The sequence below is a fragment of the Antricoccus suffuscus genome, from assembly GCF_003003235.1.
In the GTDB taxonomy this organism is placed as follows: Bacteria; Actinomycetota; Actinomycetes; order Mycobacteriales; family Antricoccaceae; genus Antricoccus; species Antricoccus suffuscus.
Window position 1 is genome coordinate 134,698 of sequence record NZ_PVUE01000006.1, and the last position, 14,584, is coordinate 149,281.

At 63.9% G+C, this 14,584-nt stretch carries 16 protein-coding genes; 8 read left to right on the top strand and 8 right to left on the bottom strand.

Features of this window, described 5'->3' with window-relative positions; genetic code table 11:
• Nucleotides 1–32 precede the first annotated feature (32 nt).
• From CLV47_RS09245 to CLV47_RS09280, 8 genes are all read right to left on the bottom strand, one after another.
• Nucleotides 33–1,262, bottom strand: coding sequence for an ABC transporter permease (locus CLV47_RS09245; protein ID WP_106348745.1), 1,230 nt, complete (start codon nt 1,260–1,262; stop codon nt 33–35).
• Nucleotides 1,259–1,990, bottom strand: a complete 732-nt coding sequence (locus CLV47_RS09250; RefSeq protein WP_106348746.1) for an ABC transporter ATP-binding protein — start codon at nt 1,988–1,990, stop codon at nt 1,259–1,261. Before CLV47_RS09250 ends, CLV47_RS09245 begins: the two co-directional genes overlap by 4 nt.
• A complete protein-coding gene (locus CLV47_RS09255) occupies nt 1,990–3,273 on the bottom strand; it encodes an efflux RND transporter periplasmic adaptor subunit (RefSeq protein ID WP_146135339.1) in 1,284 nt (427 codons plus the stop codon). The genes CLV47_RS09250 and CLV47_RS09255 overlap by 1 nt, the downstream gene beginning before the upstream one ends.
• Before the next feature lie 192 nt (nt 3,274–3,465).
• Nucleotides 3,466–5,604 carry an acetate--CoA ligase family protein gene (locus tag CLV47_RS09260; RefSeq protein WP_202862482.1) on the bottom strand — a complete coding sequence of 713 codons (2,139 nt, stop codon included), beginning with the start codon at nt 5,602–5,604 and terminating at the stop codon, nt 3,466–3,468.
• Between the two features lie 19 nt (nt 5,605–5,623).
• A complete protein-coding gene (locus CLV47_RS09265) occupies nt 5,624–6,535 on the bottom strand; it encodes an LLM class flavin-dependent oxidoreductase (RefSeq protein ID WP_106348749.1) in 912 nt (303 codons plus the stop codon).
• 1 nt (nt 6,536) lies between these two features.
• Nucleotides 6,537–6,803, bottom strand: coding sequence for a DUF6295 family protein (locus CLV47_RS09270; RefSeq protein ID WP_106348750.1), 267 nt, complete (start codon nt 6,801–6,803; stop codon nt 6,537–6,539).
• Between the two features lie 42 nt (nt 6,804–6,845).
• Entirely contained in the window at nt 6,846–7,586 is a 741-nt protein-coding gene (locus CLV47_RS09275) for a dienelactone hydrolase family protein (RefSeq protein WP_106348751.1), read from the bottom strand.
• 22 nt (nt 7,587–7,608) lie between these two features.
• On the bottom strand, nt 7,609–8,808 hold the full coding sequence (locus CLV47_RS09280; RefSeq protein ID WP_106348752.1) for a cation:proton antiporter: 1,200 nt from the start codon (nt 8,806–8,808) through the stop codon (nt 7,609–7,611).
• 197 nt (nt 8,809–9,005) lie between these two features.
• Here CLV47_RS09280 and CLV47_RS09285 point away from each other — a divergent pair, with 197 nt between their 5' ends.
• The 8 genes from CLV47_RS09285 to CLV47_RS09320 all read left to right on the top strand — a co-directional run bounded on the left by CLV47_RS09285 (nt 9,006) and on the right by CLV47_RS09320 (nt 14,582).
• Nucleotides 9,006–9,809 (top strand): alpha/beta fold hydrolase, encoded by an 804-nt coding sequence (locus CLV47_RS09285; RefSeq protein WP_106348753.1) that lies wholly within the window; start codon nt 9,006–9,008, stop codon nt 9,807–9,809.
• Between the two features lie 52 nt (nt 9,810–9,861).
• Nucleotides 9,862–10,350, top strand: coding sequence for a glutathione peroxidase (locus CLV47_RS09290; protein ID WP_106348754.1), 489 nt, complete (start codon nt 9,862–9,864; stop codon nt 10,348–10,350).
• A 77-nt stretch (nt 10,351–10,427) separates the two neighbouring features.
• Nucleotides 10,428–11,078 (top strand): hypothetical protein, encoded by a 651-nt coding sequence (locus CLV47_RS09295; RefSeq protein WP_202862483.1) that lies wholly within the window; start codon nt 10,428–10,430, stop codon nt 11,076–11,078.
• Between the two features lie 59 nt (nt 11,079–11,137).
• Nucleotides 11,138–11,407 carry a DUF7218 family protein gene (locus CLV47_RS09300; protein ID WP_106348755.1) on the top strand — a complete coding sequence of 90 codons (270 nt, stop codon included), beginning with the start codon at nt 11,138–11,140 and terminating at the stop codon, nt 11,405–11,407.
• 183 nt (nt 11,408–11,590) lie between these two features.
• Nucleotides 11,591–12,277 (top strand): glycosyltransferase family 2 protein, encoded by a 687-nt coding sequence (locus tag CLV47_RS09305; protein WP_202862484.1) that lies wholly within the window; start codon nt 11,591–11,593, stop codon nt 12,275–12,277.
• Nucleotides 12,274–13,197, top strand: a complete 924-nt coding sequence (locus CLV47_RS09310; RefSeq protein WP_106348756.1) for an acyl-CoA dehydrogenase family protein — start codon at nt 12,274–12,276, stop codon at nt 13,195–13,197. Before CLV47_RS09305 ends, CLV47_RS09310 begins: the two co-directional genes overlap by 4 nt.
• Nucleotides 13,194–13,955, top strand: a complete 762-nt coding sequence (locus CLV47_RS09315; protein ID WP_106348757.1) for a PIG-L deacetylase family protein — start codon at nt 13,194–13,196, stop codon at nt 13,953–13,955. The genes CLV47_RS09310 and CLV47_RS09315 overlap by 4 nt, the downstream gene beginning before the upstream one ends.
• 3 nt (nt 13,956–13,958) lie before the next feature.
• Nucleotides 13,959–14,582, top strand: coding sequence for a class I SAM-dependent methyltransferase (locus tag CLV47_RS09320; protein ID WP_106348758.1), 624 nt, complete (start codon nt 13,959–13,961; stop codon nt 14,580–14,582).
• Nucleotides 14,583–14,584: the final 2 nt, after the last annotated feature.

Here is a 14,584-nt window from a genome sequence, read left to right on the forward strand (position 1 = left end):
AGTCCTCCGTGTGGGTGTAGTGGTTCATGTCGCTACTCGCTCCGCAGCGCGTCGATGGGGCTGAGCCGCGCTGCACGGCTCGCTGGATAGACACCAAACACGAGCGCGATTCCGATTGCGACGACAATCGCCAACACGATCGCCGTCCCGGAGACGTCAATCGGCTGGGAAATTAGCCCCGGCAGCACGAGCGCGCCGATCAGCCCGATCATGACCCCGCACACGCCGCCGAGCAGTCCGAGCACCGAGGCTTCGACGAGGAACTGGCGCCGGATCACCCGCGGTGTGGCGCCAAGTGCCTTGCGCAGGCCAATCTCGCGAATGCGTTCGGTGACCGACACCAGCATGATGTTCATGACGCCGATACCACCGACGAGCAGAGAGATCGCGGCGATCCCCGCCAGCAGTGAAGTGAGTGTCTGGGTCACCGAGGTCGCGGTCGACAGCAACGACTGCTGGCTGGCGATGGTGAAGTCGGCGGCCGCCGGTGACAGCGCGTGGTGCAAGCTCAGCAGCTCACCGTCGATCTCCTGGTACGCCGCGGACAGTGCATCGGACGACTTCGCCTCGACGTAGATCGCCTGCACGGACGATGCAGCCGTACCGCCGATCAGTCGGTTGGCCGCGGTGGTGATAGGGACGATCGCCTGATCGTCCTCGTTTGCCACCGCGGTAGACCCCTCCGGGTTGAGTACGCCGATGACGGTCAGGTTGATTCCACTGACCTGCACGGTCTGGCCGACCGCGTCACGACGACCGAACAGCTCCTGCGCCGTGTCGGCACCCAACACGGTCACCGCGGCGTCGGACTTGACATCGGACGCGCTGATGAAGCGTCCTTCCGGTACCGACCGGGCACGCACTGAGAGCCAGCTCGGCATCGTGCCGACCATCGTGGTGGTCCAGTTCGTCGACCCGGACGTCAGTGACTCCGAGCCCTGGACCGTCGGCGCGACAGCTGATACATCGGGCGCAACCGTCTTGGAGGTCAGCGCTGCGGCGTCGGACTGGGTGAGCGTCGAGGCCGTCCCACCTCCTCCCCGGACGCCGCCGGTCGTGCTGCTGCCGGGCGATACGACGAGCAAGTTGCTCCCGAGGGAGTTGATCTGAGCCGATACCTTGGCCGCCGCCCCTTCGCCGAGGCCGACAGTCAGCACGACAGCGGCGATGCCGATCATGATGCCGAGCATGGTGAGGATGGAGCGCAGCCGGTGGACCCGCACTGCCTCGAGCCCGGTCCGGATCGTCTCGGCCCACTTCACGTCGGCTGTCCGTCCTGCGCGGCGAGACGAGGCCCGCCTTCGGTCATCTGACCGTCGCGGATATGTAGCTCGCGCCCGGCCCGCGCGGCGACGTCGCGCTCATGCGTGATGAGCACGATCGTGCGACCGACATCGTGCAGGTCGTCGAGCAGCCCGAGTACCTCTGCGGTCGACTCCGAGTCCAGGTTGCCGGTCGGCTCATCGGCGAGCACCAGCGCCGGGCTCGTGACGAGCGCGCGGGCAACAGCGACTCGTTGCTGCTGGCCACCGGACAGCTCACCGGGACGGTGCATGATGCGATCGCCGAGACCGACGCTCTCGAGCGCGGCTACCGCGCGTTCCTTCCGCTCGGCTTTTGCTAGTCCCGCGTAGCAGAGGGGAAGTTCGACGTTGCGCCATGCTGGCGCCCCAGCAAGGAGGTTGAACTGCTGGAATACGAACCCGATTTGCCTGTTGCGGATCTCGGCAAGACGCTCCTCGCTCAGTTGCGCGACGTCGTCTCCGGCCAGCAGGTACTGACCAGAGGTAGGTACGTCGAGGCAGCCGAGCACGTGCATCAACGTGCTCTTGCCCGAGCCGGACGGCCCCACGACCGCGACGTACTCGCCCTCCAGGATCGCGGCCGAGATTCCGCGCAGCGCTTCAACGGTGACCTCGCCAGTGCCGTAACGCTTGTAGACCTCGCGCAGCTCGATGACTGCAGGAGATATGGGTGCGGTAGTCATCATCAGCCGCCCGCGCCGTTGCCGCCACGACCACCGAAGTTGCCGCCACCGCCGAAGTTCCCCCCGCCGCCGAAGTTCCCTCCGCCGAGACCGCTACGGCCGGACTTGGTGGTTGCGGTGGACGAGGAGCCGCTGCGCACCGTTGCCGGCAGGACGACCTTGTCGCCGGACTTCACGCCGGACAGGATCTGTATCCGGTTGCCCGAGCTCAGACCGGTGGTGACGGGCTTCGTGACCTGACCACCGTTCGTACTCTGCACGTACACGACCGACTTGCCGTTCGCCCTGTGAACGGCGGTTCCCGGCACGGTCAGGACATTCTGCAGCTTCTTAGTGATGATCTGGACACTCGCGCTGGCGCCGTCATAGAGTCCGCTCGGCGTGCCCGTGACGGTGATACTGACCGGGAAGTTCGCGATCCCCGAGCTCGAGCTCGACATGATCCCGACGGACGAGACGAGCCCATACACCGGCGTGGTGGCGCCGTCCGGCGTTATAACAGCTTGCTGACCGGTGACCACCTGTGCGATCTCCGTGTCGTCGACCGTCGCGGCGACGGTGAAGGATCCGGTGCTGATGACGATGATCTGTGCCGATGAGCTGCTCGACGATGCTCCGGAGGAGCTCGACCCCGATGAACCGCCGCCGGACGAGCCACCGCCGGCTGACCGACTGCTTGCTGAACCGCCGCCGGACGAGCCGGTTCCCGACGTGCCGTTGCCGCTCGAACCGCTACCGGATGAGCTTGTGCCCGACACCGACTGCCCGACGACCACGTTGACCGCCGCGACTGTCCCGTCGATCGGCGAGGTCATGGTCGACTCGGACTGCGCGTTTTGCGCGGCAGTGAGCTGCCCTTGCGCGGCAGCCAACGCAGCTTCGTCGGATATCAACTGTGCGCTCGAGCCAGACGACTCGTCAGAGGCGACCTTGGCCTCGTCGCTGGCAGCCGTCGCCTGTGCCTGCGCTACCTGCACCGGCAGGGACGGCGCGTCTATCGTGGCCAGCGACTCGCCAGAGGTCACCTGCTGCCCCACCGTGGCCGTGACCGATGCAACCTGCCCGGCGACGGCGAAGCTCAGGTTCGCCTGTTGGGTCGGCTGCAGGGTGCCACTTGCCGAGATCGACTGTTCAATGGTCGACAGTTGGGCCGTTGCGGTCTGTGTAGTGGCGGCGGGCGCACTGCCGGACAGGAGGGTGATGAGCACGGCCGCGATGGCAACCACTGCGACGGCACCGCCGACTACCACACCGAGCCGGTACTCACGCACCTTGAAACGCACCATCGATGCCTCTCCCACCCCCCGGACCGCATGCCGCGGATTCGAGCCTGGACGGACATTATCGACGGAGATTATGGAAATCCTATGAATTGGTCCTTCGCGGGCTATGCAGCGCGCGTGAAAATGGCGTCAGGTTTAAGTCCCGCGGTGGTCGGAATACCAAGGTGCCTGCTGCTTCAGGCTTTCGGGATGGCTTCAGGCCTTTGGGATGATCAGCGCATCGACGGCGACCGCACGGTCCGGCAGCGCCAGGACCGGGTTAAGGTCGATGCTCGCGATCCGGTCTGCATTGGCCGCAGCGAAGTGCGAAACTTGCGAAAGCATCTTGGCCAGCGCGGCAAGGTCACAGGATGGTCCGCCCCGGGCGCCTTGCAGCAACGCGGATCCTTTCACCCCCATGATCAACTCCAGCGCCACGCGCTCGTCGAACGGCGCGAGTCGGTATGTGACATCGCCGAGTACTTCGACGAAGACGCCACCGAGTCCGAACATCACGACCGGACCGAATACGGGGTCGTTCTGCACTCCGATGATCGTCTCGACACCGCCGGTCACCATCGGCGCGACGATGACGCCGTCGACGCGGGCATCGGGTGCGGCCAAGGCGACCCGGCCAAGGATCTTCGTATACCCGTCGCGGGCGACCGCAGCCGTACCGACATCGAGCAGGACACCGCCGACTTCGGACTTGTGTTGGATGTCCGTCGAGGCGACCTTCAGCACGACCGGGAATCCCACCTTCACCGCAGCTGCCGCAGCGTCGTCGGGCGATCGGACAATCGCTTCGGCGCCGACCTCGACACCGGCTTGTGCGAGCAGCCGTTTGGCGTCGTACTCGTTAAGGGTCGTGCCGTCATAGGCTGGCACGACAGATGGCGCTACCGGCTCAATGGCCGGTTGCCCGGCGAACCCGGAAGACAGCTGGCCGAGTCGATGGACCGCGGCCACGGCGGCCGTCGGGTCGTCGAATACCAGGATGTTTTCGTCTGCCAACCGCCGCACCGCCTCCGGTGCCGCGAGCATTGAGACCACGATATGACTGCCCGGAGAGCGCCGCTTGGCTTCGATGAGAGCATCGGTCATCGTGACTGTCCACGGCTGCAAAAGCCCAAGATAGGTCAGGAATACCACGACCGTGTCGTAGTTTCCCTCGTTCAGCACCACGTCGAGGAACTGCTCGAATAGTTTCGGGTCGTTACTCGTCTGCGCGGTCGTGTCGACCGGGTTCATGACCCCCGCCGGCGGCCACAGATCGTGCAGCTTGCGCTGCGCAGTCTCTGGCAGTGGCGCCACGTCGAGACCCAAACCGGCGGCCTGATCGGCCATCAGAATTCCGGCGCCCCCGGACCCGGTCAGGATGCCGATTTTGTTGCCATGCGGGTACTCGCCGGCGGAGCAGGCGTACGCCGTGTCAATCAGCTCCTCGATCGAGTCGACACGGCAGACGTTGTACTGCTCGAACAGCGCGTCGTACACGTTGTCCGCCCCGACCAGTGCGGCCGTGTGCGACGCGACCGCTTGTGCGCCTATTGTCGAGCGGCCTGTCTTCAGGACGATGACGGGCTTACCTCGGTCGCGTGCAAGCTGCAGCGCCGCCTTGAGCTTGGCGCCGTTCCGGCACCCTTCGATGTACGCCGCGATGACCTTTACCGAATCGTCCATTGCCATGTATGCCAGGCAGTCCGCGAACTCGATGTCCGCCTCGTTGCCGGTCGTTACCCAGGTCTGGAAGTCGAGGCCGCGGGTGCGGGCGACCGTCAGGCAATGCGGCCCGACCGCGCCGCTTTGGCTCACGAACGCGACACCGCTGCGGTAGCTGCGATCGGCCATATAGTCGGCAACCGCCGAGAATGACGCGTAGACGCCCTGCTTGCTGTTGACCACACCAATACAGTTAGGCCCGAGCACGCGCATCCCGCTCCTGCGCGCCAACTCGCGTATCTGACGCTGCAGGTCCGCGCCGTCCGCGCCCATCTCGGCGAACCCGGCGCTGAACACGACAGCCGCGCGGACATTGTGCTGTACGCACGACTTCAAGGCCGGCAGGACGCCGGGGGTCGGCAGCGCCACGATCGCCAGGTCTACCGGCCCCTCAACCGCGTCCAGTGATGCGAATGCGCGGAGACCCTGTACTTCGGCGTGGTTGGGGTTCACCGGGTAGACTCCGCCGGCGTACCCGCGTTCCTTCAAAAACCGGATCGGCCGGCCGCCGATCTTCGACGGGTCCGAGGATGCACCGAGGATCGCGATCGACTTCGCCTCGAACAAGGCGTCGAGTCCGTCGAGCGCGAAATGCTGGTCAGGTTCCCCAGGACGGTTCATCGATGGACGCATGATCAGCTCCTTGGTGACATCAGGAATGCAGATTAGGTAGCACGTGCCCAGCGAAGACGTCCACAATCTGCTGGCGGCGACGGCCGTCGGCCACAGGCGCGAAGACAAGCGTCTCGGCCCCGGCATCGCGGTATTCGGCAACCCGAGCGGCAACTTGGTCGGGTGACCCAAACAGCAGGTAACGGTCCGCAAGCTTGCTGAAGTCCTGCTGGTAGATCGTGCTGACCGCGTCGACCACCCACTGCTTCGATTGCGTGCCGTCCTCGTCGACCGCGCTCCAGCAGTAGATCGCGCCGCGCACCGACTGCGGATCGCGGCCAGCTCTTTCGGCTTCGTCGCGCACCTTGCCGAGCGACTCGGCGAGCTGTTCCGGCGTGTACATATATGGCATCCAGAAGTCCGCATACCGACCCGCGCGGCAAATCGCGGCGTCCTTGCGACCGCCCATCCACAGCGGTGGGCCGCCCGACTGGACCGCGCCAGGTTTAATCGCCAGCCCCGGCACGTGGGCGAACTTTCCCTTGTGCTGCACCCGTTCGCCCGACCAGAACGCTTTGAGAATCTCGAGCGCCTCGTTAGTGCGCGCGCCGCGCTCCTTCACCTCAACGCCAGCGGCAGTGAACTCGTCAGGAAATTCGCCGCCGACGCCGACCCCGAGGTCGAAACGGCCGCCGGACACCTGATCGAGACTCGTCGCGAGTTTCGCCGCCAACGCCGGTGGGTACAGGGGCAGTACCGTCAGCGAACTGAGCAACCGAATCTTCGTGGTCGCACCTGCCGCGGCCGCCAGCGAGACGAACGCGTTAGGGACGGGTCCGTGAAAGAACAGATGCTCTCCGGTGGCGACCATGTCAAAGCCCGCTGCCTCGGCTTGCCGTGCTTCCTCGGCGACTTTGGACTGGTCACCACCCAGTGTCAGCGCAACCCGCATGTCAGAGCGTCATCTCGGCGGGTGCGGACGCGAGGGCGCCTTCGATGGCAGCGACGAGCCTGCGGGCCGAGTCCGCTGTCAGTTCGACCGCGACCCGCTGGGACGGGCCCGCGGCAGGGTCGGCCAGGTCGATATTCAGCGTGTGCTCGGCCATCGCATGCACGGGATGGTCGAAGTAGACCGTCGCATTGGTGGCGTGGAACCACTTGCCACCCGGCCCTTTGGCGCTGCCGTCGATGTCCGTCTGCAATGTTGCGTAGGTGCACATTGGTGTCGTCTCTCCCGTCCTACGGCGATTGTTCTAAAATTCTCAGGTGAGGTGCTGACCATAAAAGGCAGTGATCTTTTCCCAACCGTCGTTTGCGGCGGCCACGCGATAGGACGGTCGGTCGGGGGCGAAGAATGCATGACCCGCATCGTCGTACCGGTGGAAATCGAAATCCTTGTCATTGCTGGAGAGGATCTGCTCAAGCTCGTCGACGTTCTCGGGCGACGGATACTTGTCCTCGACACCGAATAGCCCCAACAGCGGACATTTCAGCGACGGCAGGTCCTCTACGAGGTTGCCTACCTGTAGCGGGAATCCCTCCGGTGGGGTACCGGTGACAAACGCGCCATAGCAGTCGACGGCGGCATTCACATCGACGTGACACGCGGTCAACACCGACTGTCTGCCGCCGGAGCAGAACCCGATCACACCCACCTTGCCGTTGGAGGAGTCCAGAGCACGCAGGTACGCCACCGCGCCCGCGGCATCACCGAGGAAACGTTCATCCGGTACGCCGCCCGCGGCACGCGCGGTCGCCGCGGCGTCGTCAGGCGCTGCGCCGGGTGCTTCGCGCCAGTAGAGGTTAGGGCAAATCGCGTCGTACCCGATCTCGGCGAATCGCCGCACGATCTCCTTGGTGGCTCGGTCATAGCCGGGCATGTGATGAATCACCAGAACCCCGCCGCGATTGGACTGTTCCGCGGGACGCGCGAGATAGGCCTCGATGTCGTCGCCATTGTGGCCGGAGATATGAATTGTCTGCGCGGTTAGTGCGTCACTCATGAACCCATGCAACCACTGATCGTCATCCAGATCCAGGGTGGGGTCGCTGCGCCTTGCGCGCCCGACTTCGCTGACCCATCGCGATCGCCGGAAACAGCAGCACCGACAGCATTCCCGCACCTACGAGCGCGGATGCGGTCCCCGGTGCCAGGTATTTCTCGTCGACGCCGATTGCCGTGACGGCCACGATGATTGGCAGCCCGGTGGCGGTGAACAGCACTAGCGCAAGCCTGTCGGCAAATCTCGATCCCGGCGGCGCAGCGAAGCCACCAGGAACGCCGCGCACGACCAACAGAAAAAGCACGAAGATGGGCAACAGGATGAGCGCCCTTCCGTTGGAAAGGAGCGCGTGTAGGTCGAAGGTGATACCGACGTTGATGAAGAAGATCGGCACGAGAAAGCCGAACGACACGGCCTCGAGTTTGGTCTCGATCAGTTCCTTATGTTCGGGTCGCGCCCCGGAAAGTAGCACTCGACAGATCACACCTGCGGTGAATGCGCCCAGCAGCATGTCCAGACCGAGGGCGATGCTGAGCGCGGCGAGCGCGGCGACGATCATTACGACGATGCGTACGGCTAGTTGGGTGCTGGTGTGCAGGGTCGACGCGATCAGCTTGTAGAAACTTGCGGTCCGTCCGCGCGAGGCAGCGAATACCGCGATCGCCGAAATAACAACGAATGCGACCAGGACCACGCTGGCGCCGGCGGTCGTACGGCCGCTGAGGAAAAGCGAAATCGCCACCAGCGGCCCGAACTCCCCCACTGCGCCGACAGCTATCACGGCTCGACCGAACGGTGTGCTCATCTCATGTGCGTCGCGCAGCATCGGCATGATCGTGCCAAGCGCGGTCGATGTAAGAGCGATACCGATAATAATGCCTCCGACCGCGGAGAGGCCGACCGCGATCCCAATGGACACGCCGATGATCAACGAGAGTAGCCATCCGGCCAAGGCCGTCGCTGCCAATCGCCCCTTAATGGCGGAGAAGTCCGTTTCGCTGCCGGCCATGAAAAAGAGGAACGCGAGCCCAAAGTCGGCGATCTGCGTCGTGAACCCGTTCGAAGGGACCCACCCGAGCACGCTAGGCCCGACCAGTAGCCCAAGCAGGATCTCGAAGACAACCACGTGAACCCTGGCGATGCGGCCGACGAGGCCGGCAAGCAGCGGGGCCACGACGGCGAGCGTCGGAACGATGATGAGTGCGCTGAGCGAAAACTCCATGCGTCCCCCCGCTATGTAGACCGCTCCAAAACTATGCATCGCGGTTTACTTCGAATGCTAACGCGTGTCCCGCAGGATCAAGACGCAGCGCAGTGGATTCGACCTTTGCTGCAATAATTCGCGACAACGTGACGTTGTGCTATTGGCGCGCGATGGTAGTTGAGCCATGATTCATTCATTACGACAAAGGCGGACCAATGGTCGATGACGCGGAAACGTCAGGAACAATTCAGCTTCCCGATGTGCTGCTGTCTTATTCGGCGCGCGGGCGCGGGCCAGTCGTCGTCAACGCGCACGGGCTGACCCGTAGCCGTCGATCGGTGGCCCGCTTTGAGCTCGCGGACTTTTCTCCTGTCGCATCGGCCGGACACCGGCTCGTGTCGTACGACGCGCGCGGACACGGTGAGTCCAGCGGTACGCCGTCGCGTGAGGACTACACCTGGTCCGCGCTGAGTGGCGACATGCTCGCACTCATCGATCATTTCTCGCCGGACGCCCCGGTCGATGGCATTGGACTGTCCATGGGCACCGGGACTCTGCTGCATGCGGTGACCCAATCTCCTGAACGGTTCAACCGCGTCGTCCTCACCGCTCCCCCGACCGCGTGGGAGACGCGCACGGCACAGGCCGATATCTATCGTCAAATGGCCGAGCTCGTGGAGAAGGCACCACCCGACGAGGCAGCCGATATCCTCGCGCAGTCCCGTCGACCGGCACCGATATTCGACGACGTACCAGGCTATCCACCGGCTCCCGACATCTCCTACGAACTGCTTCCCACCGTGTTTCGCGGCGCGGGAATCGCGGACTTCCCCACTCGCGAGGCCATCGGCGCGATCAGTAAGCCGACCCTGATCCTGGCGTGGGCTACCGACCCCGGACACCCGATCTCGACCGCAGAAGAGCTGGCCTCGCTCATCCCCCGCTCCGTGCTGCACGTGTCGGAGACCAGCGCGGACCTGCGCACATGGGGCGACCGCGCAGCCGAGTTCCTCAGCTAACAGACTCAGTCACAACTCAAACAACCAAGTGCACTCCAACGAAAGGCAACACGTGTCGATCTACGACTACGACGTCACCACTCTGGCCGGCGAACCGGCGAATCTGCACGACTACGAGGGCAAGGCGCTGCTGATGGTCAACGTCGCCTCCCGCTGCGGTTTGACCCCGCAGTACGAAACTCTTGAGCAACTGCACGCGCAGTACGCCGACCGTGGTTTCGCCGTACTCGGCTTCCCGTGCAACCAGTTCGGCGGCCAGGAGCCCGGCACCGCCGATGACATCGCGGAGTTCTGCTCGGCGACGTACGGCGTCACGTTCCCGATGTTCGCAAAGACCGAGGTGAACGGCGACAATCGCGATCCGTTGTACACCGAGCTCGTCCAAGTGCCTGATGCAGAAGGAAAGACCGGGGACATCCAATGGAACTTCGAGAAGTTCCTCATCTCCCCGGCGGGCGAGCCGGTGGCCCGATTCCGTCCGCGCACTACCCCAGATGCACCCGAGGTCGTCTCGGCGATCGAGGCTCAGCTCCCGCGCTGACGTCTTCGTAAGGTCATGCGAAGTGGCTGCGATTCCGGCCGTTTCGCATGACCTCCCACAGCTCCCCGGAGGCATAGATGGCCGAACGCAACAGGGTCACCCCGCACGGAGACATTGTCGCCGTGCCGTTACGAGGTGCGTGGACCGGCAATCGCGGCCAACTCCACGACGGACACAAGATCGTGAGATTTCACGGCGGCGATCTGTGGATCACCTGCGCGCTGGACTTTCGGGGTCGCTTCAACGAACAGTGGCAGCCGGGTCACTACACCTTTCTGTTCTTTCACGATGAGGCAGTCTCGTTCGCCGCCGGGCACCGGCCCTGCGCAGAATGCCGGCGGGACAGTTATCGCGCATACCAAGCCGCGTGGGCCGCGGAGCTCGGCGTCGACGTACCGTCGGCGCAGCAGATCAACCGGCAACTACACGGCGAAAGGATCGTGAGAGGCACCCATCGTCGGCGGCTGCATCCGATGCCGTGGCGCGGACTGCCAACGGGCGTGTTTGTGTCCATTGACACCACGCCGTACCTGGTCCTCGGCGGCAAGATCGTCGAGTGGACCGAACATGGCTACGCCGCGCGCCGCACTCGCCCAACCGAGGGCGACGTAGAGGTCATCACGCCACCCTCGAGCGTCGCGGTACTTCGGGCCGGCTACCCGGTCCAGATCGATACGTCCGCCAGCCATCCGCCAAGCACCGGCGCCGCACCGAACGACGGGGACTAACCGGTTCGTTGAAACGCTGGTACGCGTCTCACAAACGCAGGTAGAGGAAGGATCGGCTCATGCCCAACAAAAAACCAGGCCCCAGCGTCAAAGACGACAAACTCTACGAAGAACTCCGAAACGACGGCGAGAGCAAAGAAAAGGCGGCCAGAATCGCTAACGAGTCAGCGTCGAGTTCACGCTCTGACGTCAGTCGTCGCGGTGGAAAGTCCGGATCGTATGAGGACTGGAAAGTCGAGGACCTACGCCGACGTGCGGCAGAGATAGGTATCGACGGGCGGTCATCGATGAAGAAGGACGAGCTCGTCAAGGCTCTTCGCAACCATTGAGCGACATCGGCCTTGCCGTTGCGGCCGCAATGCGGATTCACGCACGCCACCCTCGGAGGCAGTAGAAATCCCCTTTCCGCCAGGGTTTAGAACTTCCCGACTTTGGGCACAACCAACGTAGTTCGCTCCTATTGCGTCGCCGTAGGAGTCGTTTGGGCGGTCATACGCCGGACACACTAAGAGATGCCGATTGTGGAAGGCGACATGACAATTTCCAAAATTGTGGTGGTGATCCCGGCGCATAACGAGGAAGACCTGCTTGAGTCGTGCCTTGTGAGCGTTCGGACCGCGGCGCTGCACTCATCCGTGCCCGTCGACACAATCGTCGTAGCCGACTCCTGCACCGACCGCACTGCCGAGATCGCGGCACGATTCGGCCAGGTGTTGCAGGTGGCTCATCGGAATGTAGGTGCGGCACGACGAGCCGGGTTTCGCGCCGTGAAAGGACCGCATAGCATCTGGATGGCGACCACCGACGCCGATTCCGTAGTACCCAACGACTGGCTTTCCAGCCACATGATGCACGCAGAGGCAGGCGTTGAGTTGTTGGCCGGGACTGTGCAGGTAACAAACTGGGGCGCTTTCCCAGCGGAAGTGCAACGCGATTATGAGCGTCGGTATCGGATGGCGCTTCCCTCCACCCGCATCCATGGGTGCAACCTAGGCTTTGACGGACGTCGTTACGTCTCCATAGGGGAATTCGCGCCGTTGGCGCTCCACGAGGACGTAGATCTGGTTCATCGTTTCGTCGAGGCCGGCGCACGCGTGGTGTGGAGCGACGAGTCTCCGGTTGTGACATCGTCGCGGCGAACTAGTCGCGCGCCTGGGGGCTTCGCCACGCACCTCACGAGTTTAGAAGTGGTGCGATGACGCCCGATCTCAAAGCAAAACTCCTGGATCTCACAAGGGTCCCGCTCCCGCTCCCGGGTGGCGGAGCGACGGTAGAGCGCTGGCTGCGGTTGGCGCAGAACTGCGACTACGACATCGCGATCGGACGTTTGGTCGAAGCGCACGCAGACGCGGACGCCATTCTGCATGAGATCGTCGGCCAGCGGGTGGAAGCTCGTCAGCTGTGGGGCGTGTGGGCGGCCGAACCGCCACACCCGTTGCTGACCGCTACCCGGCAGTCGGGACGTTGGCGGCTGGACGGGACCAAGCTCTGGTGCTCGGGCGCGTCGATCTGTACCCACGCTCTCGTCACGGCCTCGGACGGTGGTGAATCACGGCTCTATGCGGTTGATCTGAACCAAACTGGCGTTCGCCCCAGGAAAGGAACCTGGGTGAACGCAGGCATGCGCGTGTCGGACACCGAACCGGTCGACTTCACCAATGTCCAAGCTGAGCCAGTGGGAGACACGACGTCGTACTTGGATCGTCCCGGCTTCTGGTACGGCGCGGCGGGTGTGGCGGCATGCTGGTACGGCGGAGCCGTGGCAGTTGCGGAACCGCTAAAAGCACGGCTGCATAAAGCAAATTCACACCAGTTGGCGCATATGGGGGCAATCGATGCGGCTTTGGCTGGCGCGCGCTGGGCACTCGTCGGTGCAGCAGGTGAGGTCGATAACGACCCGCATGATCACGCTCGACAGGCGCGGATCCGTGCACTCCGGGTGCGCACGATTGTCGAGAACGCTGCCACGCAGGTGATCGACGGCGTTGGACGCGCGCTTGGGGCGGGTCCACTCTGCCAGGACGAGCGGCACGCGCAGCGAGTGGCAGACCTCAGCATCTACGTTCGGCAAAGTCACGCGGAGAGCGACCTGGCCGCGCTAGGGGGCCTTTTAGCGTGAGCGTGGACAGATTTCTGAACGCACCAACGAGTGGAAAAGGTACGCCGGAGAGCCAATGGGCTGCAGCGGATCTACGCTTCCCGGAATTCTCGCTCGACGGCTGCGAGCGGTTGGTCATTATTGCGCCCCACCCTGACGATGAGGTGCTCGGAGTCGGTGGCATCGCTACATCGGCCGCCGAACGCGGCATCGAGACCCACGCCGTCATCGTGACCGACGGCCAGTCGTCACACCCTGGCTCACCGACGTACACGCCAAATCAACTGGCCGCGCTGCGCCGCATCGAGTCGGCGCGGGCCAATGCGACACTCGGGCTGCGCAAACCGGTACATCTGGGTTTCACCGACGGCCAGGTCGAAACGTCCGAGAAGACACTCGCTCGGGCACTGAAGCAGTACGTCGATAACTCCTGGGTCTTGGTCACCTGGGCCGGTGACGGACACCCAGACCATGAAGCCTGCGCGCGAGCGACCCGACTCGCGTGCGCAGACACCGGGTCTCGCGTTCTGGAGTATCCGATCTGGATGTGGCATTGGGCGCTGCCACAGGACACAGATGTGCCGTGGGGCCGAGCCCGTCGGTTCGACCTGTCGACGACTTCCGCGGCGCGCAAGGCCGATGCAGTCAACGCATTCACCACTCAGATTCGGCCGCTGTCAGAGCACCCCGCCGACGCGGCAGTCCTTCCCTCACACGTTCTCGAGCGACTGTTACGCCCATACGAAGTCGTGTTGATATCTGAAGATGACGGTAAATAACCAATGGATCCCGAGTACTTCGACCGTATATATTCCACCTCGAGTGACCCGTGGGGATTCACCACCCGCTGGTACGAGCGGCGCAAGGTCGCACTTACCATGGCGATTCTGCCTCAGGAACGCTTCGGCAGCTGTTTCGAACCTGGTTGCTCGATAGGCGTACTGACCGCGGAACTCGCCCAACGGTGCGACCGCGTTGTTGCCACAGACATCGCGGACGCGGCGCTGGCCCGTGCCCAGTCCCGATTGAGCGCCACCGGTATCGGCAACGTAGAAATGCGCCACTGGGCGCTGGGCGCCTCTTGGCCCGATGAAATGTACGACCTCGTCGTACTCAGCGAAGTTGGTTACTATCTCGAGCCGGGGAGCGCCCGACGCGCGATCGACTGCGCGGCCCAGCATCTCCACCCGGACGGCGCCCTACTTGCTGCTCATTGGCGCCATCCTGTCGCAGAGTATCCCTCAACCGGCGATGATTTCCACGCCCTTCTGAACAGCACCCGCGGAATGGAGCGGGCAAGCCGATATATCGACGAGGACGTCGTCATCGACCTGCTCCGCCCCAGTGGTACGCGGTCCGTTGCGGAACAAGAAGGGCTGGTGACGCCTGCCGATCAAGTCCTGTGACG